19 protein-coding genes are annotated in these 25,843 nt (G+C 73.7%); 9 read left to right on the top strand and 10 right to left on the bottom strand.

What is annotated here, in order from left to right; translation table 11 throughout:
- Positions 1-462 precede the first annotated feature (462 nt).
- On the top strand, positions 463-1,809 hold the full coding sequence (locus tag ACFO3J_RS10760; RefSeq protein WP_386428507.1) for a GH25 family lysozyme: 1,347 nt from the start codon (positions 463-465) through the stop codon (positions 1,807-1,809).
- A gap of 76 nt (positions 1,810-1,885) precedes the next feature.
- Here the strand turns inward: ACFO3J_RS10760 and ACFO3J_RS10765 are convergent, their stop codons facing one another.
- From ACFO3J_RS10765 to ACFO3J_RS10775, 3 genes are all read right to left on the bottom strand, one after another.
- Positions 1,886-2,797: an SDR family oxidoreductase gene (locus ACFO3J_RS10765; RefSeq protein WP_386428508.1), complete on the bottom strand. Its 912-nt coding sequence runs from the start codon at positions 2,795-2,797 to the stop codon at positions 1,886-1,888.
- A gap of 181 nt (positions 2,798-2,978) precedes the next feature.
- Positions 2,979-6,809: a trypsin-like peptidase domain-containing protein gene (locus tag ACFO3J_RS10770; RefSeq protein WP_386428509.1), complete on the bottom strand. Its 3,831-nt coding sequence runs from the start codon at positions 6,807-6,809 to the stop codon at positions 2,979-2,981.
- On the bottom strand, positions 6,806-7,135 hold the full coding sequence (locus tag ACFO3J_RS10775; protein ID WP_386428511.1) for a CU044_2847 family protein: 330 nt from the start codon (positions 7,133-7,135) through the stop codon (positions 6,806-6,808). Before ACFO3J_RS10775 ends, ACFO3J_RS10770 begins: the two co-directional genes overlap by 4 nt.
- A gap of 307 nt (positions 7,136-7,442) precedes the next feature.
- Between ACFO3J_RS10775 and ACFO3J_RS10780 the strand changes: the two genes are divergently transcribed.
- Together ACFO3J_RS10780 and ACFO3J_RS10785 are read left to right on the top strand one after the other, a co-directional pair.
- Positions 7,443-8,180 (top strand): flavodoxin family protein, encoded by a 738-nt coding sequence (locus tag ACFO3J_RS10780; RefSeq protein ID WP_386428512.1) that lies wholly within the window; start codon positions 7,443-7,445, stop codon positions 8,178-8,180.
- A 72-nt stretch (positions 8,181-8,252) separates the two neighbouring features.
- Positions 8,253-8,864: a TetR/AcrR family transcriptional regulator gene (locus tag ACFO3J_RS10785; RefSeq protein WP_386428514.1), complete on the top strand. Its 612-nt coding sequence runs from the start codon at positions 8,253-8,255 to the stop codon at positions 8,862-8,864.
- Between the two features lie 11 nt (positions 8,865-8,875).
- Here ACFO3J_RS10785 and ACFO3J_RS10790 read toward each other — a convergent pair whose 3' ends face one another.
- Entirely contained in the window at positions 8,876-9,898 is a 1,023-nt protein-coding gene (locus ACFO3J_RS10790) for a zinc-binding dehydrogenase (RefSeq protein WP_386428517.1), read from the bottom strand.
- Between the two features lie 539 nt (positions 9,899-10,437).
- Positions 10,438-11,835 carry an NADP-dependent succinic semialdehyde dehydrogenase gene (locus tag ACFO3J_RS10795; RefSeq protein ID WP_386428519.1) on the bottom strand — a complete coding sequence of 466 codons (1,398 nt, stop codon included), beginning with the start codon at positions 11,833-11,835 and terminating at the stop codon, positions 10,438-10,440.
- A 473-nt stretch (positions 11,836-12,308) separates the two neighbouring features.
- On the opposite strand from ACFO3J_RS10795, the gene ACFO3J_RS10800 reads away from it, so the two are divergent.
- Complete coding sequence (locus ACFO3J_RS10800; RefSeq protein ID WP_386429182.1) at positions 12,309-13,865, top strand: hydrolase; 1,557 nt, start codon at positions 12,309-12,311, stop codon at positions 13,863-13,865.
- Between the two features lie 23 nt (positions 13,866-13,888).
- On the opposite strand, the gene ACFO3J_RS10805 is transcribed toward ACFO3J_RS10800, so the two are convergent.
- Complete coding sequence (locus tag ACFO3J_RS10805; protein WP_386428521.1) at positions 13,889-16,030, bottom strand: SpoIIE family protein phosphatase; 2,142 nt, start codon at positions 16,028-16,030, stop codon at positions 13,889-13,891.
- A 198-nt stretch (positions 16,031-16,228) separates the two neighbouring features.
- Positions 16,229-16,729, bottom strand: a complete 501-nt coding sequence (locus ACFO3J_RS10810) for a hypothetical protein (protein WP_386428522.1) — start codon at positions 16,727-16,729, stop codon at positions 16,229-16,231.
- 833 nt (positions 16,730-17,562) lie between these two features.
- Between ACFO3J_RS10810 and ACFO3J_RS10815 the strand changes: the two genes are divergently transcribed.
- Positions 17,563-17,976 carry an NTP pyrophosphohydrolase gene (locus ACFO3J_RS10815; protein WP_386428524.1) on the top strand — a complete coding sequence of 138 codons (414 nt, stop codon included), beginning with the start codon at positions 17,563-17,565 and terminating at the stop codon, positions 17,974-17,976.
- A gap of 26 nt (positions 17,977-18,002) precedes the next feature.
- Here the strand turns inward: ACFO3J_RS10815 and ACFO3J_RS10820 are convergent, their stop codons facing one another.
- The 3 genes from ACFO3J_RS10820 to ACFO3J_RS10830 all read right to left on the bottom strand — a co-directional run bounded on the left by ACFO3J_RS10820 (position 18,003) and on the right by ACFO3J_RS10830 (position 21,376).
- Entirely contained in the window at positions 18,003-18,155 is a 153-nt protein-coding gene (locus ACFO3J_RS10820; protein ID WP_386428525.1) for a hypothetical protein, read from the bottom strand.
- A 442-nt stretch (positions 18,156-18,597) separates the two neighbouring features.
- Complete coding sequence (locus ACFO3J_RS10825) at positions 18,598-19,767, bottom strand: DUF5954 family protein (RefSeq protein ID WP_386428528.1); 1,170 nt, start codon at positions 19,765-19,767, stop codon at positions 18,598-18,600.
- A 352-nt stretch (positions 19,768-20,119) separates the two neighbouring features.
- Positions 20,120-21,376: an ROK family transcriptional regulator gene (locus tag ACFO3J_RS10830; RefSeq protein ID WP_386428529.1), complete on the bottom strand. Its 1,257-nt coding sequence runs from the start codon at positions 21,374-21,376 to the stop codon at positions 20,120-20,122.
- Positions 21,377-21,525: 149 nt separating this feature from the next.
- On the opposite strand from ACFO3J_RS10830, the gene ACFO3J_RS10835 reads away from it, so the two are divergent.
- From ACFO3J_RS10835 to ACFO3J_RS10850, 4 genes are all read left to right on the top strand, one after another.
- On the top strand, positions 21,526-22,728 hold the full coding sequence (locus ACFO3J_RS10835) for a Gfo/Idh/MocA family protein (protein ID WP_386428530.1): 1,203 nt from the start codon (positions 21,526-21,528) through the stop codon (positions 22,726-22,728).
- A 1-nt stretch (position 22,729) separates the two neighbouring features.
- Entirely contained in the window at positions 22,730-23,650 is a 921-nt protein-coding gene (locus tag ACFO3J_RS10840; protein WP_386428532.1) for a sugar phosphate isomerase/epimerase family protein, read from the top strand.
- A 114-nt stretch (positions 23,651-23,764) separates the two neighbouring features.
- Entirely contained in the window at positions 23,765-24,511 is a 747-nt protein-coding gene (locus ACFO3J_RS10845; RefSeq protein WP_386428535.1) for a sugar phosphate isomerase/epimerase family protein, read from the top strand.
- Positions 24,508-25,653 (top strand): Gfo/Idh/MocA family protein, encoded by a 1,146-nt coding sequence (locus tag ACFO3J_RS10850; RefSeq protein WP_386428537.1) that lies wholly within the window; start codon positions 24,508-24,510, stop codon positions 25,651-25,653. The genes ACFO3J_RS10845 and ACFO3J_RS10850 overlap by 4 nt, the downstream gene beginning before the upstream one ends.
- Positions 25,654-25,843: the final 190 nt, after the last annotated feature.

Here is a 25,843-nt window from a genome sequence, read left to right on the forward strand (position 1 = left end):
TCGGAACTCGGGGAGACCATAACAGCGGGCCGCCGGAAGGCATGAACAGATCCGGCCAGTCTCCCCTGCGGACCGCCCTGCCCCGGGCGCCACTCACGCACCGAGAACACCGTGGCAGCGGCCTGCCGACCGGATCGCACCCCGCTGCGGACCCGCCGTTTCCGGACACACCGCATCCGGCCGGCGCGGCAAAGGCGGGCATAGTCGGCACTACCACAAATTCCGCTGCTTTCCAGCCCGCCCGCGTAGTTGGCAGGAATCCTTCCTTTCCGGGGGCAGACGGCCGGTTTTGTTCATGAACCCGCAATCCCGTGACACCCGGCAGCGGCAATTCCGGGACATCCGGCGTCCGAACCCGCCATCTCACCGCCGCCGCCACCTGATGCCCCTTCCGTCCCGTGGAGCTACGCGCGTAACATCCGTGCTGACATGGTCAGGTCAAAACGACGTCGAGGGACTCCCATGCTCGAAACACGCAGAACCTCCCGGCCGGGCGCGACCGCGGCCCGGCGCACGTCGGCCGCCGTGACCGGGCTGCTCGCCGGCGCCCTCCTGCTGCTGGCCGCCGGCCCCGCGGTCGCTTCGGCCCATCCGGCGGCGGCCCGTCCGGCGGCAGTCCATCCGGCGGCAGTCCATCCGGCGGCGAGCCCCGGACCCACCGCGCCGACGCATCCCGAGGCCGACTACGCCGGCGCCGGTCTGCGGCGGCTGGGCGCGGCCGCCTCGCGCCTCGCGGCGCCTACGGCGGTCGGCGGACTGCCCGGTCTCGACGTCAGCGGGTATCAGCCGACGGTGAACTGGCCTTCGGTCCGAGGCGCCGGCGCCACCTTCGCGTATGTCAAGGCGGCCGAGGGGACCAGCTACATCAGCCCCTCCTTCAGCGGGCAGTACACCGGGGCGGCCGCCGCCGGCCTGATCCGCGGCGCCTACCACTTCGCGCTGCCCGACAACTCCACCGGCGCGGCCCAGGCCGACTACTTCGTCGGCCACGGCGGGGGCTGGTCCGCCGACGGCAAGACGCTCCCGCCCGCCCTCGACATCGAGTACAACCCCTACGGGGCCACCTGCTACGGCCTCAGCCAGAGCGCGATGGTCTCCTGGATCAGGAGCTTCAGCGACGAGGTCCGCGCGAGGACCGGGCGCTACCCGACCATCTACACCACCACCGACTGGTGGACGACCTGCACCGGCGACAACGCCGGCTTCGGCGCCACCAACCCGCTGTGGGTGGCCCGTTACTCCAGTGGGCCGGGAACGCTGCCGGCCGGCTGGTCCGCGCAGACGATCTGGCAGTACGCCGACTCCGGCACCTTCCCCGGGGACCAGGACAGCTTCAACGGCAGCGCCGCCGCCCTCCAGGCCTTCGCCGGCGGCACCGGCGGCACCCCGCCCCCTCCCCCGCCGTCCGCCGGCTGGCCCACCGTGCAGCAGGGCCAGACCAGCGAGGCGGTACGCACCGTGCAGTACCTGCTCAACGCGCACGGGGCGGCGCTGACGGTGGACGGCGCGTTCGGAGCCGCCACCGGCACGGCCGTCCGCTCCTTCCAGTCCTCGCACGGCCTCACCGCCGACGGTGTCGTGGGCCCCGCCACCTGGGGATCGCTGATCGTCACCGTCCAGCAGGGCAGCAGCGGCGCCGCCGTCTCAGCGGCGCAGCGCGAACTCGACGCGCACGGGGCGGCCCTGACAGTGGACGGCGCGTTCGGAGCCGCCACCGGCACGGCCGTCCGCTCCTTCCAGTCCTCGCACGGCCTCACCGCCGACGGGGTGGTCGGCCCCGACACATGGAAGGCGCTCGTGGGCTCGTAGGACCGGTCACCGGCCGCAGGGAGCCGGGCCTCGGGCATCCTCGACGTCCGGCTCACTCTCCGGCAGCCGAGCGGCCTCAGTGCTGCGGAGGCGTGGTGGGGCCGGTGGGAGCGGCGGACCCACCGGCATCCCAGTCCGCGCGTCCACCGGTCCCCAGGACCCCGGAGACCCGGTGCAGGTCGGCCGCGGACATCCGCGCGAGCGAGCGGCGCGCGACGCGGGCGACGAGGTACGGGAAGAGCGGACGCAGCGGTTGGGCCACGCGCAACCAGGGAGGCGCGTAGACCGTGGGCGCGCGGCGTTCGATGCCGTGCACCAGCCAGGTGGCGACTCTGGCGGGCGTGTACACGCGGCGGGCGGGCGCGGGCTGGTGTCTGCGCAGCTCACGCAGTACGAGATGCTCTTCGAGTTCGGAGATCATGTCGGTGCCGGTCCAGTGCAGATAGGCGATGCCCACCCCGACGCCTTCGGGTGCCACTTCCATGCGCAACGCCTGGGCGAACGACTCGACGCCCGCCTTGGACGCGCAGTAGGCACTCATCATCGGCGCGGACCCGAACGCGGCGGTCGAGGCGACCTGCAGCAGGTAGCCCCGGGTCCGCACGAGCTGGGGCAGGAAGACCCGGGCGGTCACCGCGCTCCCGATCAAGTTCACCGCGATCACCCGGTTCCACACCGCCGCGTCGCAGCCGGCGAACGGACCCGCCTGGGCGATGCCGGCGTTGGCGACCACGACGGAGGCGGGCCCGAAGCGGGCTGCGACGCTCTGCGCGGCTCCCTGCATCGCCGCCTCGTCGGTCACATCCGCTTCGATGCAGCACGGGTCCTCGGGCAGGCCGTCCGCGACCTCCCGCAGCGACCCCAGTTCCCTGCCCAGCAGGACGACCCGCATCCCCCGGGCCGACAGCTCGCGCGCGACCGCCGCCCCGACCCCCCGCGCCGCGCCGGTCACGACGGCGACCCGCCTGTCCGAGTCTCCGGCCGACACCGCTCACCTCCCCTCAGGCCCGCACCGCGCCACTCCCGGTCAGTCGATCACGACACCGCCGCACCGACCGCCCGGCCCGCGCCGACCGGGTGACGCGCCGTCGCATCCGGGGCGGCTCCCCGCCGCGCGTCGCCCCGGGCGAGCCGGAGCAGAGAGGCGGGTTCGGGCCCTTGCCCCGGATCTAGTCCAGCGCCTGGCGCGGCGAAGTGACCTTGCCCATGGTGGTGTACAGCCACGGCTCGGACGGCGCGGGGCGGTTTCTGATGTCCGTGGCCAGGAAGTCCTCGACCTGGCGAAGGGTGTCGGCCAGGGCGAGTTCGCCGGCCTGGTGGCGCCGGAGTATCTCGCCGACGCGGCTGAGTTCGGTGTCGGACGTCTCGGCGGCCGGCTGCTCCGGCGGGCCGGCCGGCGCGGGCAGCGGAGCGTCGGAGTCGGCGAGTTCGGGCGCGAAGAGGACGACGGCGGCGCGGCGCAGCCGGATCTCCACCGGGAGGAGGGCGGGTGTGGCCGGGTCGTCGGCCGTCAGCGTCCGCAGCGCCCGGTCGAGGGCGAAGCAGGCCTGGGCGTAGGAGCCGACCCGGAACTGAAGGGCGCCCAGATCACCGAGATCGGTGGCCGCCTTGGCGGACAGCTTGCCGCGTTCCAGATGGGCGACGGCGATGTTGAGCAGCTCCGCGCCGGTGGTGACGTCCTCGGCCCACAAGGCGTAGCGGGCGGCGTTCTCGATGTTGATCGCGGCGTTCTCCCATACCTGGGCCTCCTCCCACCAAGCGGCGCTGCGCCTGGACAGCGCGACCGCTTCCCCGAGGTCGCCGGCCCTTGCGGCGGCCCTGCTCCTGACCTCGCAGGCGATCGCCCGCTCTTCCCCGTCGCCCCAGCGCTCGGCCAGCTCGGACGCCTTCGCCGCCCAGAAGCGGCCCTGGGTGACGTCGCCGGCGGCCAGCGCCGTCTTGCTGTTGTTGATGGCGACCGGAACCGCGGCCGCTTCCTGGCCGAGGTCCATGAGCTTGCGGGCGGCGTCCGCGCCGGCCTGCAACGCCTGGGTGAACGCCTCCAGTTCCCACAGGATCAGGCTCAGCCGGAACCGCGCGTTCGCCAGCGGCAGGCCCAGGTCGTGCGCCTCGGCGATCCGGATGGACTCCCTGGCGGCGGTCCTCGCCGCGCCGAAGGCCTTCTTGGACATCAGGCTCTCGGCGCTGTCCAGGAACGCCTTGGCCGCCTGCTCGGGGTCGCCGCCGCGCAGATGGAGGGAGGCCCTGATCCCGTTGATCGCCTCGATGGCGTCCACTTCGCCGCGTCCGAGGGCCAGCACATGCAGATCGATGGCCAGTTGGGTGGCGGTGTCCAGCCAGTCGTGCTCCTCGGCCATGTGCAGGGCGGCCTCGAAGCGGGCCGGGTCGAGTTCGGCGGAGATCTGGGCGTCGGCCGCGTATCCCGTCATCTCCCGGAGCCGCCGGCTGAGGAAGGCGGTGGACCTGCCACGGAACTCCCGGACGGTATCAGCCGGTTCCTCGTCGGCCAGCCGTTCCCTGGCGAAGAGCCGGGGCAGGTCGAAGAGGAAGAAGGTGGCCAGCATCGAACCGTCGGCGACGCGCACCACCTCGTTACGGGCCAGACTGCGGTCCGCCAGCCGGTTGAGCAGCAACTCCTGGGTGTAGGGCGGCTCGTCGACGCAGTGGCCGAGTTCCGGTGCGCTGCCCGCCGAACCGGGCGCGGCGGTCAGCAGCCGGAAGACCCGCTTCGCCGGGTCGTCGAGCGCGTCGTAGCTCAGCCGCAGCGCCACGCGGACCGCCCGGTCCCCGGTCTCCATGTAGTCCAGCCGGGTGGTCTCCTCCGCCAGCAGCTGGATCAGGTAGCGCAGGTCCAGGTCGGGGGAGCTGGTGAGCCGGGCGCCCACCATGCGCAGCGCCAGCGGTACGTCGTCGCAGAGGTCGGCGAGCCGGTCCAGCAGCGTCCGCTCGTCGTCGCGGCCCTCGCCGCAGCGGGCGAGGACCTCGATGGAGTCCGCCCGGTCCAGCGGGGCGACGGTGAACACCAGCCCGGGGTCGGCGTATCCCTGCACCCGGTCGCGCGAGGTGACGATGACGCAGCACCCGGGCGCGGCCTTGGCCAGCGGCGCGACATGCGAGGCGTCCAGCGCGTTGTCCAGCAGGAGGAGCACCTGCCGGTCGGCCAGGTCGGCGGTGAGCCGGGCGAACAGTCCCGCGTCGTCCAGCGCCGGCCTGCCCTCGGTCAGGCCCAGCGCCTCGGAGATCAGCCGGGTGACCGTTCTGGCGTCCCGGCGCGATCCCGGCAGCAGCCCGAACAGGTCGATGTGGAACACCCCGCCGGGGAACAGCGGGGCGAGCTGCCGGGCGACCTCGACGGCCACAGTGGACGTGCCCGCCCCGGGCTGCCCGGAGAAGAAGGCGGTCGAGCGGTTCCGTTTGGCCATCGCGGTGCCGATGGCCCGGACGGCGTGGTCGACGGCGGCCTCCCGACCGGCGACCAGCGGATCGGGGTCGGGCAGCCGCGCGAGCTGGGCCGCCGCCTCGCCCAGGGAGTGGCGCGTGCCCGACGCCGGGGTCCGGCCGCCCCGCTCCGGGGCGCTCGGCGCCGGATGGTGGCCGGCCGCCCCTTCGCCGGACGTTTCCTGGTCCGCCGCCGTCGAGGTGCCGGCGTCCTCCGCCGGCGCCTCGACGGCGGCGGACCAGGAAACGATCTCGGTTCCCGCCCGCAGCGGCGGGAGGTGGTCGGCCAGCGCGGACAGAAAGCCGGGCAGCGACACGGACGGGCGGCCGGCGAAGCCGAGGGCGAGATAGCGGCGGCAGGTCTCCGACACGTCGGAGAAGAGGGTGCCGGGCAGCTCGCCGGCGATCACCTCCACCAGCGCGGCGAGCAGGGCGTCCGGCGCGGCCTCCTCGGCCGGCGGTAGGGATACGGATACCGATACGGGCGCCGGGGCAGGGTCCGCTTCCGGTCCCATGGCGAGCGGCGCCAGCCAGCGGCGGCGGGCCTCGTCGTGCCCCGGCGCGGCGGGAAGCAGCACCCGGGGGTCGAGCCCGCGCTGGCGGAGCCGTGCCCCCAGTCCGCGCAGCACCTCGTGGCCGAACGCCTCCCGGCTTCCGAGCCGGTGGAGCAGCACCTGCGCCATGTCGATCGGGCCGACCGAGCCGAGGCAGGAGCCGTCCAGCCCGACGAGCACCCGGGCCGCCTCCAGCGCCGCCTCCCGCAGCCCGGCGGCCTGCCGTCCCTGCCCGGCCCCGGCACCGCCCCCCGCCCCGCCGTCGCCGGCCGGCCGGGTCCCGGAGGCGCCGTACGACGGCGACTCCGTCACCGCCAGCACGACCGAGAGCTCCTGCCCGACCAGGAACTTGGCGCGTACGTCGATCCCGGGCACCCCCGTGAGCAGCCCGACGAGATCCTCGGTCCGCGCCACCCACACCGAGTCGCGCAACCAGCCGTCCGCGCTGTTGTACCGGGACGTCACGACACCGAGCACCGCGTTGTCGCTCCTGCGGAGCACCGGCGCGCCGCTCATCCCGGGGACCACCGAGGAGCTGGTCAGCCGCCCGAGGCTGATGTGGGTGTCGCGGACGGTGCCGCCCTGCCAGACGCCGGGCGCGTCCAGGAACAGATAGTCGTGCCCCGGGTCGTCCACCGTCGGGACGCCGGTGACGACGACCTCGGTGAGCAGGTCGACCGTCTGCGTGGGGACCAGCCCCGGAACCGTACCCGGCAGCGGCTCCGCACGCCGGAGCACGGCGAGATCCCACAGCGGTCCCACCGCGACCACCTCGGCCGGCGCCGCCGGACCGTGGAAGGTGCCGACGGACACGACGGCGCCGGTCTCGGCGCGCCCGAGGGCGGCCAGTACGTGCCAGGCCGTGACGACGATCCCCGGCGCGACCTGGAAGCACGTCCCGAACGGCACGCCCCGGTCGTCGAGCACCCGCCCGAGGGCCCCCGACCGGCGCATCGCGCTGAATCCGGGGGCCGTCGCCGCTTCCGCCCCGTCGCCGCGACCGGTCAAGGCGCCGGGGTCTGCGCCGCCGGGGAGCCGGCGCGGCCGGTGTAGCTGAGCCGCACCTGGAGCGTCGCCTCACCGGAGGTGCTCGCCATCAGCACGGTGCCGGCGGCGGTGAACTTCAGCCCGAACTCGACCTCCACCGTGTCCGGCCGCACGGCGCGCGCCGAGGCCTGCTCGATGATCTCCACGGTCGAGGCCGCGATGTCCACGATGGCCTGCTGGGCGCGGGCGAACGCGTCACTGGTCTGCCGCGCGGCGTCCGCGAGGCGCGATGTCTGCTGCGTCCCGGCCACCGCGGTCGTCTCGATCTGGAGTGATGTGCTGCCCACCTGAACCGTGATGGGTAATCCGGCCGCCATACCGACTCCCCCTTGCCAGCCGCCGATGACCGCTACGGATCACGATTCATATCACCGAAAATCGGCCCGGGTTGGGCGGACCGGGAAAGTCCCGCACCGGAAGACCGGGGGTGGCGGGCAAGAGGCCGGCGGGTCGGAAGGGGCGCTTTTGTGGCGCCGTCCGGGTGGTCGTCCGCGGACGGCCGAGCCGCCGCGCCGTCCGTGACCGGCCCGGACGGCACGATGGGCAGCGTGATCGACGCGCCGGCCGCGGTGCGCCGCCGTTCAGGAGGACCCTGTGGCCACCACGCCCACCGGCGCCGACGCGCCGCCGGCCCGCTACGACGACCTGCGCGCCCTGGTGCTGAACTGCACCCTCAAACGGTCGCCGGAGGTCAGCAACACCCAGGGGCTGGTCGACCGCTGCACCCGCGTCATGGCGGCGCAGGGCGTCCGTGTCGATGTCCTCCGGGCGGTGGACCACGACATCGCCACCGGGGTCTGGCCGGACATGACCGAGCACGGCTGGGAGCGCGACGCCTGGCCGGAGATCTACCAGCGGGTGATGGCCGCGGACATCCTCGTGCTGGCCGGCCCCATCTGGCTCGGTGACAACAGCTCCGTCGCCAAGCGGGTGGTCGAGCGGCTCTACGCCTGCTCCAGCCTGCTCAACGACGCGGGCCAGTACGCCTTTTACGGGCGGGTCGGCGGGTGCCTGATCACCGGCAACGAGGACGGCGTCAAGCACTGCGCCATGAATCTGCTCTACAGCCTCCAGCACCTCGGCTACACCGTCCCCCCGCAGGCCGACGCGGGCTGGATCGGCGAGGCGGGTCCCGGCCCCTCCTATCTCGACCCCGGCTCCGGTGGTCCGGAGAACGATTTCACCAACCGCAACTGCACGTTCATGACCTGGAACCTGCTGCACCTGGCCCGCATGCTCAAGGACGCCGGCGGCATCCCCGCGTACGGCAACCAGCGCACGGCCTGGGACGCCGGGACCCGTCACGACTACGAGAACCCCGAGCACCGGTAGCGGCCCGCCTGCTCACCGGGCGGTCCCGGTAAAATGGACGCCGGGGTCCGTTTCGGGAACGAGGGTGGTGTGGTGAGCCGGGTTCTGACGCCGAAGGGCGAGGCCACGCGGGCCCGCATCGTGGTGCGGGCCGCCGAAACACTGCGGGAGAAGGGCGTCGCCACGGCGACGCTGGACGAGATCTGCCTGCGGGCCGGGGTGAGCAAGGGGCAGCTCTTCCACTACTTCCCCGGCGGCCGGGAGGATCTGCTGCTCGCGGTCGCGCGGCACGAGGCGGATCGGGTGCTGGCGGACCAGCAGCCGTATCTGAGCTCGCTCGACTCCTGGGACGCCTGGTACCGCTGGCGTGACCTCGTCGTGGAGCGGTACGAGGCGCAGGGCGACACCTGCCCGATGGGTTCGCTGTTCTCGCAGGTCGGACGGTCCACGCCGGGCGCCCGGGCGATCGTGATCGAGCTGATGCGGGAGTGGCAGGGGCATCTCGCCGGCGGCATCCGCTCGCTGCAGCGCGGCGGTCTGCTGCCGGGATCCCTCGACGTCGACGAGGCCGCCGCGGCGCTGCTGGCCGGCATCCAGGGCGGGGTGGCGATCATGCTGGCCACCGGTGAGTCGACCCATCTCAAGGCCGCCCTCGACTGGGGCATCGGCCGGCTGCGGGCCGCCGGGGAACTGCTCAAGGCCTGATCGCCGCCGGGTCAGGCGATCCGGACGACGCGCTTGCCCAGGAAGGGAGAACCCTTCCGGAAGACCGAGGCGAACGCCTCCGGCGCCGACTCCAGACCCTCGAACTCGCTGATCACGGTGGTGACCTGACCCTCCTTCAGCAAGCGGGACAGCTCCGCCCGGATGGGAAGCAGCCGCTTCTCGTAGTAGTCGCCGACGAGGAAGCTCCGCACGCGGTCGCCCTCCATGGCGGGATCACCGGGGTGGAAGAAGCCGCCCGAGTCGTCCGCATAGGAACTGACCGTGCCGGAGACCACCGCCTTGCCCGAACTCGCCAGCAGCGGGAGGGTGTCGCGCAGCAGATCGCCTCCGACGTTGTCGAAGAAGAGGTCGATCCCGTCACCGGCGGCGGCCCGGTAATCCCGCGCGAAGCCGTCGTCCCGGTAGTCGAGCCCCACATCGGCGCCGAGCGTCTCGACGGTGTGCCGCACCCTGTGGGCTCCCCCCGCGATCGCGATGACCCGCGCCCCGGCGGCTTTGGCCAGCTGGACGGCCACTCCGCCGACCGCGCCCGCCGCCGCGCTCACCGCCACCGTCGACCCGGGCGAGACACCGCCCACGTCGTGCAGGCCCACATAGGCGGTGACACCGGGCGTACCCAGGACGTGGATCCAGTCCGACTCGTCCCCGAGCGCCCGGTCCGCGATCTCGGTCGCCGCCAGCCGCCAGGTGGCGTACTCGCTCCATCCGCTGTACGTGGCCACCTGAGTGCCCACCGGAGCCCGGTCGTCGTTGCTCTCTACCACCACTCCCACGCACCCGGCCTGTACGACCTCCCCGACGCTCTGATGGCGGCGCAGATTGTTGAGCTGATAGGGGTCCACGCTGGTCAGATGATTGTGGACGACGACCTCTCCCTCTCCGGGGGCGGCGATCTCCTGCCGTCGGACGGAGAAGTCGCCCGGGTCGACTCCTTTTCCCGGGCGGCGTGCCATGACGACGGTATCGGTTTCCGTCTCGGTCAACGCGGAATCACCGAGGCTTTCCTCACGCATGGCAATCGTTCCTTCCGGTGACCCGATCCGGGAAAAGCGGGACGAGAAAAGGGGACGGGAAAAGCGGTGAACGGTTCGGCGGTGAATACCGGGTGAATACGATGCCGCCCGATATCACGTTACCATCCCATCGGAAGCGCGGGGCATACGCAGCAGCGGTACCACCCCGGGGAACCGATGCATCATGCACGCAGTAATCCCGAACAGCTGGCGATGCCGAGCGAACCGCTTCCTTCCACCGGCGCTCCGGCACGCATTGTCCAGGGCCGCGACGACCAGGTCGTGCCGCCGGCCGCTGCGGAATTCCTCCGCCGGTGGCTTCCGCACCGCCGCGCGGGCCCCGCACCGCCGGGCGCCCGCGGATGTGCCCACGGTCGGGTGATGGCACACGGGCACCCTTGACCCCGGCCGCCCCTGATGTGCCAAACTCAGGGACGAGACCAGGCTGGCCATCGCGACGCGAGGGTGTGGGGGGCTCCGTGAGACGACCTTCCCGCCCGATCCGACCCGGGCTCGCCCCCGCGCTCCGCGGCGGCGGCTTACCGGCCGTACCAGACCGTGGTCGCGTTGCAGAAGGCCCGGATGCCGTGGCCGGACAGCTCGCGGCCGTATCCCGAGCGCTTGACGCCGCCGAAGGGCAGCGCCGGGTGGGAGGCGGTCATCCCGTTGAAGTAGACCCCGCCGGCCTGCAGATCGCGGACGAAGCGCCGCTGCTCGTCCACATCCCGGGTCCAGACGTTCGAACTCAGACCGAAGGGCGTGTCGTTGGCGAGCGCGACGGCCGCGTCGAGGTCGGGCACCCGGTAGAGGGTGGCGACCGGGCCGAAGGCCTCCTCGCGGTGGATCCTCATCTCCTCGGTGACCCCGGTCAGCACGGTCGGCTCGTAGAACCAGCCGGCGGCCCGCGAGGCGGGGCGGCCGGCGCCGCACAGCGCGGTGGCGCCCTTGGCGAGCGCGTCCTCGACCAGCTCCTCCAGGTCGGCGCGGCCCTGCTCGGTGGACAGCGGTCCGATGTCGGTGGAGTCGGCCAGCGGATCGCCGACGACGAGCCCGCGCATCGCCCGGGCGAAGGTCTCGGCGAACTCGTCGTAGAGGTCGTCGTGCACGATGAAGCGCTTGGCGGCGATGCAGGACTGGCCGTTGTTCTGCACCCGGGCGGTGACCGCGGTGTGCACCGCGTGGTCCAGCTCGTCGCGGGCGGACGGCATCACCACGAAGGGGTCGCTGCCACCCAGCTCCAGCACGGTCGGCTTGACCTCGTCGCCGGCGATCGAGGCGACGGCGCGGCCCGCGCCCTCGCTGCCGGTGAGGGTCGCGGCGGCCACCCGGGGGTCGCGCAGCACCCCCTCGATGGCTTTGGAGTCGACCAGCAGGGTCTGGAAGCAGCCCACGGGGAAGCCCGCCCGGTGGAAGAGGTCGCCCAGGTAGAGCGCGGTCTGCGGGACGTTGGACGCGTGCTTGAGCAGCCCGACGTTGCCGGCCATCAGCGCGGGGGCGGCGAAGCGCACCACCTGCCACAGCGGGAAGTTCCAGGGCATCACGGCCAGCACGACGCCCAGCGGCCGATAGCGGACATAGGCCTGGTGCGCGCCGCTGTCCGCCACATCGGCCTCGGCGGGCCGCTCGTCGGCCAGCAGCCGCTCGGCGTTGGCCGCGTACCAGCGCATCGCCTTCGCGCACTTGGCCGCCTCGGACCTGGCCGCGGCCAGTGTCTTGCCCATCTCCAGGGTCATGGTGCGGGCGATCGTCTCCCGCTCCTCGTCCAGCAGGTCGGCGGCAGCGGTGAGCAGGGCGGCGCGCGCGGCGAAATCGGTGGTGCGATAGCCCCGGAAAGCACTCTCCGCCTTGGCGATACGTTCCTCGATCCCGTCCGCCCCCAGCGCCTCGAAGGTCCGCAGGGTCTCCCCTGTCGCGGGGTTCACGGTGGCGATGGGCATGCTGTGCTCCTTCTCGTGCCGGGGCCGGACGGCCGGGGCGACCCGGACCTGCGACGCCGGCCGTCGGCCCGGCGTCCTCGCGGGGTACCCGACGGGCCCGCCTACCCGCGCCCTGCCGGTGCATGCGGCTCAGGTCCGATCCTGCCCCGCCTCCACCGGTGCCGCGCCTTCTCACCACCCAAGCGGGTCCCGCCGCCCGGCCGGACGGGCGCCATCCGCCCGCCCACCCCGGCGGCGGAACCGGCTTCCGGCCGGCGGGCGGGCCTGCGGGCGCGGCCGCCGGATCCGACCGGAAGCGTTCATCAGGCGGTAACTCCCGGCACATCGTCCACAGGTTCTACGCGCGCAGAATCTCCCCGGCACGTCGTGCCCGAGTTCTACGCGCGCAGATTGTCCCGCACGTCCGTGGTTCCCCCGCTGCATCCCCCACTGACCGCCCCCCACCAGGAGGTTGACGGATGTCTGGTCCCCGCATGCCCCGTATCCCCAGAAGTCGTGTGCTGATCGGCGCGGCCGCCGCGCTGGGCACCCTCGCCCTGGGCGCCGCCGGTCTCGCCGGCAGCGCCCAGGCGGCCCCGTCGGCGCAGGCCGGCACCGCCGCACAGGCCGCCCCGGCCGCCGCGACGACCCACCGCGTGCTGTTCGACAACACCAAGGCCGAGACGGCGGGCAACGCCGACTGGGTCATCAGCACCAGCCAGCCCGACCCGCTCGGCCAGGACTCCACCCCCAACTCGGAGACCGACTGGACCGGCGCGCTCTCCTCGTGGGGCGTGGCGCTGCAGAAGGCCGGCGGCTATGTGCTGAACACCCTGCCGTCCGGCAAGACGATCACCTACGGCGGCACCGGCGCACAGGATCTGAGCAAATTCGACACCTTCGTGCTGACCGAGCCGAATGTGAAGCTCACCACCGCGGAGAAGACCGCGGTCATGAAGTTCGTGCAGAACGGCGGCGGTCTGTTCCTGATCTCCGACCACAACGGCAGCGACCGCAACAACGACGGCTGCGACTCGCCGTGCGTCATCAACGACCTGCTGACCAACAACGGGGTCGACAACACCGACCCGTTCGGCTTCTCGGTCGACCTGGTCGACATCAGCACCGACAACCCCCGTGCGATCAGCAGCAGTTCGGACCCGGTGCTGCACGGCCCGTTCGGCACGGTGACCGGCAGCATCCTGCGTGACGGCACCACCTTCACCCTCAAGCCGAACGACGACCCGAACGTCAAGGGCCTGCTCTACAAGGCCGGCAGCTCGGGCAACACGGGCGCGTTCTTCGTCACCAGCACCTTCGGCAGCGGCCGGGTGGCGATCTGGGGCGACAGCTCACCGGTCGACGACGGCACCGGCGCGTCCGGCGACACCCTGTACGACGGGTGGAACGACCCGGCCGGCACCGACGCCGCGCTCGCCCTGAACGCCACCGCCTGGCTGGCCGGCAGCGGCAGCTCCGGCGGTACGACCACGGGCGGCACCACCACCGGCGGCACCACCACCGGGGGAACGACCACCGGCGGTACGACGACCGGCGGCACCACCACCGGCGGGAGCGGCAACTGCACCGACCAGCAGCTGCTGGCCAACCCCGGCTTCGAGTCCGGCAGTTCGGCCTGGTCCGCCACCAGCGGCGTGATCAGCAACTCCACCAAGGAAGCGGCGCACAGCGGTTCCTACAAGGCGTGGCTGGACGGCTACGGCAGCGCCACCACCAACACGCTCTCCCAGTCGGTCGCCATCCCGTCCGGCTGCTCGGCCAGCCTGAGCTTCTGGCTGCACATCGACACCGCCGAGACCGGCTCGACGGCGTACGACACCCTCAAGGCACAGGTCCTCAACTCCTCCGGAACGGTGCTGTCCACACTGGCCACCTACTCCAACGCCAACGCCGCCTCCGGCTACACCCAGCGCAGCTTCGACCTGAGCGCGTACGCCGGGCAGACGGTCACCATCAAGTTCACCGGCGTGGAGGGCTCCAAGCTCCAGACGTCCTTCGTGGTGGACGACACGGCGCTCAACGTCAGCTGACCGCCGCCGCACCCGGCCCGGCCTCAGGCCGGGCCGGGTGCGGGTCCATCGGCCGCGGGGCCGAACTCGCACCACACGGCCTTGCCGTCGCCCCGCGGCTCGACACCCCAGCTCGACGCCATCGCGTCGATCATCAGCAGGCCGCGGCCGGACGTGGCCGCCTCACCGGGCGACCGGCGGCGCGGCCACACGCTGGAACGGTCCTGGACCGACAGCCGCACCCGGCGCACCGGTTCGGGCAGCACCTCCAGCTCCAGCACCGCGCCGCCCTCGGTGTGCAGCAGGACGTTGACCAGCAGCTCGCCGGCCGCGAGTTCGATGTCGTCGGCGAGTTCGGGCAGTCCCCAGTCCGTCAGCGCCTGGCGCAGCGCGGCGCGGGCCTCGGTCAGTCCCTCGGGGTCGGCCTGATGCACGTAGGCGTGCATACGCGGGGCGCGTTCGGTCCGGGGGTCGGGTGACCGGCGCAGGATCAGCAGGGCCACGTCGTCGTCGGAACCCCAGCGCTCCCACAGGTGGTCCGCGATGTGGTCGGCCAACTCCTCGACGGGCTGCGGCCCGTGCTGCACGACGTCGGCGAGCGCCTCCATGCCGACGGTGATGTCCACCCCGCGCTCCTCGACGAGGCCGTCGGTGCAGAACGCCAGCGTCTCGCCGGGGACCAGGTCCAGCCGGGTCTCGGGGAACTCCGGCAGGTCGAGATGCGTGGCCAGGCCCAGCGGCAGACCGCCGCGGACCGGGGGCCAGCCGGTGCGGCCGTCGGTGTGCCGGATGAGCGGGCCCAGATGCCCGGCGCGCGCCGCCCTCACGGTGCCGGTCACCAGGTCGACCTCGGCGTAGCCGCAGGTGGCGAAGCGTTCGGTGTCGAGCTCGGCGAGGAAGCGGGAGGCGCGGGCGAGCACCGTCGACGGCGAGTGGCCCTCGGCCGCGTAGGCCCGTAGCGCGATCCGCAGCTGGCCCATCACGGCGGCGGCGTGCGTGTCGTGGCCCTGGACGTCGCCGACCACCACGGCCACCCGGTTCTGCGGCAGCGCCACGACGTCGTACCAGTCGCCGCCGACCTCCCGGCCGATGCGGGCGGCGTGGTAGCGGACCGCGATCTCGACGCTGCTGAAGCGCGGGATGTGCCGGGGGAGCATGGACGCCTGGAGTCCGGTGGCGAACTCGCGTTCCTGGTCGAAGAGGATGGCCCGTTGCAGCGACTGGGCGAGGATGCCCGCCAGCGCGTTGTCCAGTTCGCGGTCCTCGCGGCTGAAGCCCCTGCGGCGCTCGTAGAAGAGCGCGAGCCCGCCGATGGAGCGGGACTGGGCGATCAGCGGCAGGAAGGCGGCGGCTTCCATGCCGATCCGCTCCAGGTAGGGGCCCAGCAGGGGAAAACGCTCTCCCAGGTCGGGACTGTCCCCGGTGTACAGCGGCTGCTGGGTCAGCACGGCCTCGTCGAGCGGCACCGAGTCGGCCAGCCGCCGGGGCGGCAGCCGCTCCAGGCCCAGGTCGGTCATGGGTTCGCCGCAGACCGCGATGTAGCGCAGGTTTCCGCCCTCGACCAGGGCCAGCGCGAGGCCGTCCGCACCGAACCGCTCCAGACCGCCGGCGCCGGTCAGCACGGCGGTGACGTCCTGCACCGTGACCCCCTGCGACAGCGCCTCGGTGGTGCGCCGGACGATGGAGGGCAGATGCAGCTGCTCCAGACCGGCGGGGCGCTCCCCGGGCGCCGGGGCTTCCTCCAGTTCCTCCGAGACGTCCCTGACGATGCCGACGATCCGGTAGGGATTGCTCCGGTCGTCGCGCAGCACGGTGCCCTGCGTGTGCGTCCACTGCTTCGTGCCGTCGCGCCGGGTGATCTGGAAGTAGCCGCCGTAGCTGCGCCAGCCCTCCTGGAACGCGGTGCGCAGCTCGGCGTCGAGCCGGGTGCGCTCCTGCGGGGAGACCCGGAGCACCAGGGAGTTCGGGCGGCGGTCGAATTCCTCGGGGGTCAGGTCGAAGACGTCCAGACCGGCCTGGTCCAGGTCGAAGGTGCCCCGGTCGAGGTCCCAGTCGAAGCTCCCCACGCCATTGATGGCCAGCCGCTCCTCCGGCCCGATCCGCGGCGCGGTGGCCGGGCGGCCCGTGCCGCTACGGGACGCCCGGGGGTCGTACGGACCGCCGTCCGGCGGGTTACGAGGTGCCATGCGCGTGCTCCGGGGGGTCGGATCTGCGGTCATGGGCGGGTGCGCCGCAAGCATCAGGCCCATTATCTACCCGATGCCTCGATTGTCATGGTTCGGCGAAGGGCGGCCGGGCAGCGGGCCGCCCGGCGAGGCGGTCGTTCGGTGGTTCGGTCGTGCAGTCGGACGGTCAGTCGATCGGTCGGTCTCGGTCGGTCGCGGTCAGTAACGGTGGGCCCTGCGGCGGACGAGATACGCCCCCGCGGCGCCGATCAGGGCCACCCCCGCGACGATCTCGACCGAGTTCAGGCCGGAGACGGCGCCGCCCAGGCCGGTCCGCACCGCGCGGCCGGGGGCGGCCGGGGCGGCGGTGGTGGCCGCGCCGATCATCAGCGGGGTGGTGCCCTTCTCGAAGCCGCAGGTGAAGCTGATGTCGTACTGCGTGCCGGGCTTGGCGGCGCCCGCGATCCGCACCGTGACGGCCTGGCCGCGGTCCCCGCCCCCGCCCAAGGTGACGTCGTGGAAGAGGGCCGGCGCGGACACGGTCGTCCGCTCCGGGCAGCCGGTGGCCCGAAGCGTCACGCTGCCGCCCGGGGCGACGGTGTCCGGGGCGGCGCCGAAGCCGAAGGAGATGACGTCGGAGTCGGCGAGCGCGGTCGGGGCGGCGAGGGCCACGGCGGAAGCGGCGAGCAGCAGGGCAGCGGTCGTACGTCCAGCACGCATGGGGGGCTTCTCCGGTGCCGGGGGCGGTCGGGTGACCGTCCATGGGGTGTACCGGCACTGATGGCATCAAAGGCGGGGGCGCTCCAGCCTGCCCGCGCGCGGACGCGGCCGCCCGGTGCGCGCGGATGCCGCCGGGACCGGCCGGGGCCGTCAACTGCCCAGGCCGGCAGGTGAATCGGCCGCGGCTACACCGGGTGACGACTCATGGCGGTCAGTCGGTCCGTTCAGGTGACGGAAGCGATGGCGCCGGGGCGGAAAAACCGGCCCGGGCGCCGGTCGTACGCCGCATGGGTGGGCGCCGATCGGGTACGCGAGGTGTCCAGCGGGGGACGAACCGCGTTCCCGCCCGAACTCAAGGAGTGTCCGATGACCCAGCCCTACCCGGACCCGTTCCCCGCGCCGACGCCTCCGGTGCGTCCCGGGGAGCCGGCGCCGGGTCCCGATCCCATTCCCGCGCCCGAGCCGCACCCCGTCCCCGGTCCGGCCCCCGACCCGGTGCCGCCGACGCCCGGACCCGAGCCGCGCCCGCCCTCGCCGGGCCCGGAGCCCGTCCCGCCCACACCGGAACCCAACCCGATCCCGGCTCCGCCGCCGCTGTACTGACCCGCGCCCGACCGCCCGCCGTGCCGGGACCGGGCGAACCGTGCTTCGCGGGACCGGCCGGCACGGTCGTCGACGCCGCCGACGACGGCGCGCCGGACGTGAGCCCGGCGCACCTCTGCGGGTGCGGAGGACGGCGGCGGCATACTGCGGCACATGTTCCGCGATGACACCGACTCCCGGCCGCCGGGCCCGCCGCCTTCGTACGACATCGCCGCACCCGGGCGGCGGTCATGACCGCCCGGCCGCTGCTCGTCGTGGACGCCGCGAACGTCGTCGGCTCCGTGCCGGACGGCTGGTGGCGCGACCGGCGCGCCGCCGCCGAGCGGCTCCGGGACGCGCTCGTGCCGCTGGCGTCCGCCGGTCTGCCCGCCGGGGGCGGCGCGCCCGAATGGGCGGTCGGCGTGCCGCTGGAGGTCCTGCTGGTGGTGGAGGGGGCGGCCCGCGCGGTGGAGCCGGTGCCGGGCGTACGGGTGGAGGCGGCGCCCGGCAGCGGCGACGACCTGATCGCCGACCTCGTCACCCGGGCCCGCGCCGCCGCCCCCGACCGCCCCTGCCTGGTCGCCACGGCGGACCGGGAACTGCGCCGCCGGGTGACCGCGTCGGGCGCCTCGTACGTGGGCCCGCGCACGGTCCGGCCCCGCTAGGCGGGCCGGCGCCCCGCTGCCCCGGTCTACTTCGGCGCGGGGGCCGTCTGCGCCGGGGTGTCCGGGGCGTCCGGGGTCTCGGCGGGCGGGAGCACCTGGAACGGGTCCGACGAGGGGCGGGCCCCCGGCGCGCGGACGGGTTCGACGTGCTCCGGGTCGGAGAAGAGCTGATCGGTCAAGGGTCCCCCCATGGGTGACGTACCGGTGACGCCCGCCCGTCCGGCGGACCGCCGGCGGCAAGGGCTGTACCCCCAGTGTGCCCGCTCCGGACGGGTCGCGTGTCCGTACCGCCCGCGCACTCCCACCTGATCGGCGGCGTACGGCCCCGCGCGCCCGGGTCGGACGGGGCTTCGGACCTGGCCCTCCGGCCGCCGTCATGGCCCCGGAACCCGTGTGCGGTGCGGCCCTGGCCCTCGGCAGGCCCGTCCCGGCCGCGGGCGCCGCCCGGGCCCACCGGATGCCGCCGGCATCGCGCTGTGGTCCCCGGCACGGAACATTCCCCCGGCGTGGCGGGTCGCGCGGTTCCCGGCGCTCCTGGGGTGGGGCGTAGCTGGGCCGCGGGGGATCGGCGCCGCTGGCGGGGTCGCGCTGGGCGGTGCCTCGCGGGGGCGCCGCAGGGCCTCAGGGCCGGCTTTCCCTGTCGCGCGAGGTGCGGCGGCGGGCCTCCTCCTCGAAGAGTTCGAGGAAGCGCCGGGTGCGGGCGTCGGGCTCCGCGGCCGGCTCGTCGTCGTGGGGCGGGAGGGGCTGGTCGGGGATGCGGGAGTCGGTCGGGAGCGGGTCGAGGTCGGAGGGGCGCGGGCCCTCGGGGCCGTCGGGGCCCACCCGGACTAGGCGTTCGACCCGGACGATACGGAAATGGCGGCCGGCCACGTCGAGTTCGTCGGGCTGCTCGGCGTCGAGGAGGTCGGCGGCGCGCTTGTAGACCTCGTGCTCGCCCGGGGTCAGGTCCCGCTGCCAGGGGACGAGGACGCGCAGATGGACGGCGAGGCCGTCGCGGGCGTCGTGCGGGGTGGCGGCGGTGCCCGTGGAGTGGGGGCGCCAGCGGCCTCCTTCGCGTTCCGCCGTCATGAAGCTGGCGGGGAGCAGCAGCGTGCCCGGGTGCGTCCGGGCGGCGACGCGGGAGTCGTCGTAGACGTCGTTGGGCACGGTGTCGTTCCTGCGCAGGGCGGCGAGCAGTTCGGCGTCGAGGACGCCTTCCGAACCGCCGGGCGACACCGGGTCGATGACCAGTCCGGCGGCCGGGTCGGGCGCGGCCACCGGGTCGCCGCCGCGGCCGGCGCCATGCGCCGGATCCGGGTCGGTGGCGCGCGGCGGCTCGGGGCCGTCCGGGCCCATCCGGATGAAGCGTTCGGCGCGGATCACCCGGAAGCGCTCACCGCCAGCGGTGACTTCGTCCGCCTCCGCCCGGTCGAGGCGGTCGGCGGCGGCCAGGTAGTCGGCGCGGGGCGCGGCCGGCCGGTCAGCGGGCGCCGGGGCCGGCGGGCCGGCGGCGGGCGCCCCTTCCGGATTCTCGTCGGGGCTCCCTTCCGGCTGCTCGGCGAGCCCGCGCAAGTACCCGGCGAGGCTGTCGCGGGCGTCCTGCGGGGCGAGTCCGGAGAAGTACGGCTGCACCTCCCAGCCGCCCTCGGCCCGCTCGCGGGCGATGCCGAAGACCGGGCCGCCGGCCAGCAGGGTGGACGGATAGGTCTTGCGGGCCTTCCACGCCTCCAGGTCGGCGAGCGCCGCGACCGGGGATTCCGGATCGCTGCCCGGGGCGGTCCGGTGGGCGGAATCGTCGCCGTTCGGATTCATGCCTCCAAGGATGCCCATTGGACCCCGCGATGGGGAGGGGTTACGGGAAAGGCGCCCTCTTGACAGCCGGGCACGCTACCCGCGTCCACCGGCCCGGTAGACCCGCGGCGGCCCCGCGCGGCACCCGTCGCGGCCCCGCGCCGGGGCGGGGCGGCGACTACCCTCCGCGCCCGGGCCGTGCCGTCCGGCGGCGCCCTCGCGAGCGCCATCATCCGCCGTCCGCAAGGGAGTTGGCGGACCGCCGCGTGTCTCCCCGGCCGCCCGAAAGGCGTGGTGCACGGCCCGCCGCACAGTGCCCGGCGCGGCGCCGCCGCCGGCTGCCGGCTGTCCCGGTCGTCCCGGATGTCCCTCTTCAGCGGCCGGCGGCGGCCAGCATGCGCCCGATCCCCTCGGGAGAGAGCAGATGGTGCACGGCCAGCCGCCGCGCGCCCTCGATTCCGGCCCGGCGCCCGAGCAGGGTGGTCTCGATCGCCACCGTCCGGGTGGCGAGCGGCAGCGCACGGCGGTAGACGGCGGCCCTGATGTCGGCCAGGAGGTCGTCGTGCAGGCTGGCGATGCTGCCGCCGAGGACGATGGTGTCGGGGTTGTAGAAGCTGACCAGGGACGCCAGCACCTCCCCGATCCGCTGGGCGGCGAGCCGTACCTGCCGGCGGGCCAGCGGGTCGCCCGCGGCGACGAGCCGCACCACGTCGGCGGCGTGCTCGGCGGGCAGACCGGCCTCGCGCAGGGTGGCGGCCACCGCCGCGCCGGAGGCGACCGCCTCCACACAGCCGGTGTTGCCGCAGTGGCACAGCACGTGGTCGTGGCCCGGGACGGGGATGTGGCCGATGTCCCCCGCGGCGCCGGACGCGCCGCGGTGCACCACACCGCCCGACACGATCCCGCAGCCGATTCCGGTACCCACCTTGACGTAGAGCAGATGCGTGGTCGCCGGACGGTGGCCGTACTCGCCCAGCGCCATCATGTTGACGTCGTTGTCGACGAGAACGGGCGCGTCGTAGCGGCCGGCGAAGTAGCCCGGCACGCGGTAGCCGTCCCAGCCGCGCATGATCGGCGGGCGCACCACCGTGCCGGTGCTCGCCTCGACCGGGCCGGGGACGCCGATGCTGATGGCGCGTACGTGCTCGGCGGGATGTCCGGCGGTGGCCAGCAGCCGTCCCAACTGCTCGTGCAGACCGGCGAGTACGGCTTCCGGTCCGTCGTTGATGTCCAACTCGTCGGTGGCTTCGGCCAGTACGGTGCCGCCGAGTTCGGCGACCGCGACCGTGCTGTGGGTGGCGCCGAGGTCCACCGCGCACACCACGGCGGTTCGCGAGGCGAGTTGCAGGGTGAGCGGGGGGCGGCCGCGGTCGGTGGCCACCGTGCCGGTCTCCACCAGCAGGCCCCTGGCGATCAGCAAGTCGACGCGCTGGGCGACGGCGGCCCTGGACAGGCCGGTGGCGGTGGCCAGTTGGCTGCGCCGGGTGGCACCGCCGGCCACCAGCCCGGCCAGTTCGCTGAGCGCGGTGAGCTGCCGGTCACCCGCGGGTGAGGCGCCCGGTGACGTACTCGGTGACCCGTCCGGTGCCGCGCCCGGTGGCGTCGCCGAAACCCCTGCTGCTGCCGTCACCCTGTGCGCCTGCCTCTCCTCGGCGGGGACCCGGCCCGGTCGGCGCGGCCGCAGCCCGCTATTTATGGCAGAACATAGCGTAAACATTGCCATTGTCAACCGAAACATCGATGGCTAGCGTTTTCTACAAGCCGAAAGGGAGGGCATTCGTGGGCCGAATCTCCGTGGATTCAGCGAATCCGCCACCGCTGCGTACGGCCATCGCCGGCGCGGGCATGATCGGGCGCGTTCATCTCGACGCGGTGCGGCGCTCCGGCGCCCCCGTGGTCGGCATCAGCGCCTCGTCCTCCGCCCGGGCCAAGGAGGCGGCGGCCGAACTCGGCGTGGAGCGGGCCTTCGACAGCTCCCGGACGCTGGTGACGAGCGACGACGTGGACGTGGTGCACATCTGCACGCCCAACGACGCGCACGCGGAGCTGGCCGAACTCGCGCTGCGGGCCGGCAAGCACGTGGTCTGCGAGAAGCCGCTGACCACCAGCGCGGCGACCGCCGACGCGCTGGCCGCGCTGGCCGCCGAGACCGGACGGGTGGCGGCGGTGCCCTTCGTCTACCGCTACCACCCGATGGCCGCCGAGGCCAGGGCCCGGGTGCTGGACGGCCGGGCGGGCGACATCCGGCTGGTGCACGGCCACTACCTCCAGGACTGGCTGTCGGAGCCCGGCGACACCAACTGGCGGGTGGACGCCGTGACCGGCGGGCCCTCCCGGGCGTTCGCCGACATCGGTTCGCACTGGTGCGACCTGGTGGAATGGGTGACCGGCCACCGGATCGCCGAGGTGACGGCGGTCACCCAGACCATGGACCGGGACGGCGGCTGGGACGGAGGCCGGCCCGGCACCGAGGACGCGGTGCAGCTGCTGCTGCGCACCGACCGCGGGGCCACCGGATCGGTGACCGTCTCCCAGATCTCCCCGGGCCGCAAGAACCGGTTGTGGTTCGAGGTGGACGGCGCCCGCACCTCGCTCGCCTTCGACCAGGAGAACCCGGAGTCGCTGTTCGTCGGCAGCCGCGGCGAGAACGCGGCGGTGCTGCGCGACCCGGCGACCCTCTCCCCCGCCGCCGCCCGGCTGTCGACGGTGCCGGGCGGGCACCCGATGGGCTATCTCGACTGCTTCGCCGCCTTCGTCCGGGACGTGCACACGGCGATCCGCGCCGCCGAGGTCCAGGAGACCGTCGGCGCCCTCCCCGGTGACGGCCCAACCATCGGCGCCCTCCCCGGCACCGCACCCGCCGAGGCTTCCGCCGTCCCTTCCTTCGGCTTCCCCACCTTCGACGACGCCGCACGCATGGTCCGCCTCACCGAGGCCGTCCTGGCCTCCGCGGCGAGCCGGTCCTGGAAAGAGGTCTCCTGAGATGAAGCTGGGCTTCCTGACCGCCTGCCTTCCGCAGCTCCCGCTGGACGAGATCGCCGCCTGGGCGGCCGGTCACGACTACGAGGCGCTGGAGGTGGCCACCTGGCCGTCCACCGGCTCCCGGGACTTCGAGGCCAGCCATATCGACGTCACGGCCTTCGGCGAGCGCCAGGCCGACGAGGTGCGCGCCCTGTTCGACAAGCACGGGCTGGCCCTGTCCGCGCTCGCCTACTACGAGAACAATCTGCACCCCGACGAGACCCGCAGGTCCGAGATCGCCGCCCACGTACGGGCCAACGTGGACGCCGCCCAGCTGCTCGGCGTGGAGTACGTGGGCACCTTCATCGGCCGCCATCCGGGTCTGTCGGTCAAGGAGAATCTGGCGCTGGCGTCGCGCGAACTCCCCGCCCTGGTCGAGTACGCGGGCGAGCGCGGGGTGAAGATCATCATCGAGAACTGCGTGATGGAGGGCTGGCATCCCGACGGCTACCCCGGCAACCTGGCCTACTCGCCGGAGCTGTGGGAGTGGATGTTCGACCTCGGCTTCTACCTCAACTACGACCCCTCGCACCTGCTGTGGCTGGGCATCGACCCGGTGGCGGCGCTCAAGCCGTACATCGGCCGTATCCCGCACGCGCAGGCGAAAGACGCCCAGCTGGACCCGCGGGCCAGGGACCGCTACGGATTCTTCGGCCGGACGGTGGAGCGCGCGGACGGCTGGGACAGCGGCTGGTGGCGCTACCGGGTGCCGGGCCTCGGCGACGTGGACTGGCGCCGGATCGTCGACACGCTCTACGAGGGCGGGTTCACCGGGGTGCTGTCGGTGGAGCACGAGGACCCGGTGTGGAGCGGCGACGTGGAGCGGGTCACCCAGGGGCTGGAGATCGCCCACCGCACACTGCGCCCGCTCATCGTCGGCTGACCGGCCGGGACCGGACCACGAGCCGCCGCGGGGCCGGGCCGCCATCGCACCACGGCACCACCACGAGGACTTCACGACTTCAGGACTTCGGGACTTCCAGGAGGCACCGCTCCGATGGCCACACCGCTGAGCATCCAGCTCTACACCCTCCGGGACCAGATAGCCGCCGACCGCGACGGCTCGCTGGCCCGGCTCGCCGAGATCGGCTACCGCTCGGTCGAGGCCTATGACCCGACCGCCGACCCGGCCGGATTCCGCCGGACCGCCGACGCGTTGGGGATCAGCGTCTCCAGCACCCACGCCTACGCCCTGTTCAGCAAGGACGCCGGCCAGGTCTTCGACGCGGTCGCCGAGATCGGCACCGATCTGGCGATCATCCCGGGCGGCATCGCCCATGACGAGTTCACCACCCCGGACGGGCTCCGGCGCACCGCCGACCTGCTCAACGGCTTCGCCGACCGGGCGGCCGAGCGCGGGATACGGATCGGCTACCACAACCACTGGTGGGAGCTGGAGCCGCGGTTCGAGGACCGTACCGCGCTGGAGGTGCTGGCCGGTCTTCTCGACCCCCGGGTGTTCCTGGAAGTGGACACGTACTGGGCGCAGGTCGGCGGCGCGGACGTACCGGCGCTGCTGCGCGCGCTCGGTGACCGGGTGCTGGCCCTGCACGTCAAGGACGGCCCCGGGGTGAAGGACGAGCCGCACACCGCGGTCGGCAAGGGCGCCATTGATGTGCCCTCGATCCTGGCGGCGGCGCCGGACGCGCTGCGGATCGTCGAACTCGACTCCTGCGCGACCGATGTCTTCGACGCCGTCGCGGAGAGCCACGCCTATCTCACCGCGCTGGAGGGACGGTCGTGACCGGGGTCTCGCCGGAGCCGGCTGCCAGGCCCGGCGGCGGCGCCGGCGGACCGGTCGGCGTCGCGCTGATCGGTGCCGGGGTGATCAGCACCCAGTATCTGACCGCGCTGTCCACCTTCCCCGATGTCAGGGTGCTGGCGGTGGCGGACCTCGATGTCGAGCGGGCCCGGGCGGCGGCGCGGGAGCATCAGGTGCCCGAGGCGGGCGATGTGGCCTCGGTGCTGGCGATCCCCGAGGTGGAGATCGTCGTCAACCTGACCATTCCGGCCGCGCACGCCGAGGTCGCCGCGGCCGCCCTGGCCGCGGGCAAGCACGTCTACGGCGAGAAGCCGCTGGCGCTGGACCCCTCGGACGGGGCGAAGATCCTGGCCGAGGCGCAGTCGCGGGGACTGCGGGTCGGCAGCGCGCCGGACACCTTCCTGGGCGCCGGGCTCCAGTCGGCGGCGCGGGCGCTGGCGGCGGGCGTGATCGGTACGCCGGTGAGCGCGACCGCCGTCACCCAGGGGCCGGGGCCCGAACGCTGGCACCCCAGCCCGGAGTTCCTCTACCAGTACGGCGCCGGGCCGCTGTTCGACATCGGCCCGTACTATCTCACCGCGCTGGTCGCGCTGTTCGGGCCGGTGACGCGGGTGGCCGCGACGGCCCGGCAGGCGCGGGCCCGGCGGGTGATCGGTTCCGGGCCGAAGGCGGGCACCGAGTTCACGGTGGAAGTGCCCACCCATGTACACGCGTTGCTCGACTTCGCGGGCGGGCCGAGCGCCTCGGCGACCTTCAGCTTCGACTCGGCGGTGCCGCGCCGCATGATCGAGATCACCGGCACCGAGGGCACCTTGTCGCTGCCGGACCCCAACACCTTCGACGGGCCGCTGCGGGTACGGGCGTTCGGCGAGGAGGAGTGGCGGGAGCTGCCGGTGACCGGCACGACCGCGGGGCGCGGCATCGGCGTCCTCGACATGGCCCGCGCGATCCGCGGTGGCACCCCGCACCGTGCGTCGGGTGAACTCGCCCAGCACGTGCTGGAATTGATGACCAGCGTGACGAACTCCGCCGAGCAGCACGGCTTTGTGGAGCTCGCGTCACGCGCGCCGGACGTCCGTACGCTTCCGGACGACTGGAACCCGGTGGCGGCGACGCTGACCTGACCCCGCGTCGCCGCCACCGAGATACCGGGCTCCGGCCCCCGGTTGCCTGGCCGGCCCACCCGTGGGGGGATGGGTCGGCCAGGTCGTGTCTTTCGCCGTCGTCCCGCCCGTGGGGGGACGAGTGAGGGGCCGGCCGACGGGATGCGCCCCCAGGGCCGGCCGGCCCCTCTGTCCGGTGCGCCGTCCCGCC

It is taken from the genome of Streptomyces polygonati (assembly GCF_042650325.1).
Classification (GTDB): domain Bacteria; phylum Actinomycetota; class Actinomycetes; order Streptomycetales; family Streptomycetaceae; genus Actinacidiphila; species Actinacidiphila polygonati.

Excerpts from the sequence above, each read along its gene's own strand:
- ACFO3J_RS10760 (WP_386428507.1), top strand. The coding sequence starts at position 463 with ATGCTCGAAACACGCAGAACCTCCCGGCCGGGCGCGACCGCGGCCCGG.
- ACFO3J_RS10790 (WP_386428517.1), bottom strand. The coding sequence starts at position 9,898 with ATGCGTGAGGAAAGCCTCGGTGATTCCGCGTTGACCGAGACGGAAACC.
- ACFO3J_RS10795 (WP_386428519.1), bottom strand. The coding sequence starts at position 11,835 with ATGCCCATCGCCACCGTGAACCCCGCGACAGGGGAGACCCTGCGGACC.
- ACFO3J_RS10800 (WP_386429182.1), top strand. The coding sequence starts at position 12,309 with ATGCCCCGTATCCCCAGAAGTCGTGTGCTGATCGGCGCGGCCGCCGCG.
- ACFO3J_RS10805 (WP_386428521.1), bottom strand. The coding sequence starts at position 16,030 with ATGGCACCTCGTAACCCGCCGGACGGCGGTCCGTACGACCCCCGGGCG.
- ACFO3J_RS10810 (WP_386428522.1), bottom strand. The coding sequence starts at position 16,729 with ATGCGTGCTGGACGTACGACCGCTGCCCTGCTGCTCGCCGCTTCCGCC.
- ACFO3J_RS10815 (WP_386428524.1), top strand. The coding sequence starts at position 17,563 with ATGACCGCCCGGCCGCTGCTCGTCGTGGACGCCGCGAACGTCGTCGGC.
- ACFO3J_RS10825 (WP_386428528.1), bottom strand. The coding sequence starts at position 19,767 with ATGAATCCGAACGGCGACGATTCCGCCCACCGGACCGCCCCGGGCAGC.
- ACFO3J_RS10840 (WP_386428532.1), top strand. The coding sequence starts at position 22,730 with ATGAAGCTGGGCTTCCTGACCGCCTGCCTTCCGCAGCTCCCGCTGGAC.
- ACFO3J_RS10845 (WP_386428535.1), top strand. The coding sequence starts at position 23,765 with ATGGCCACACCGCTGAGCATCCAGCTCTACACCCTCCGGGACCAGATA.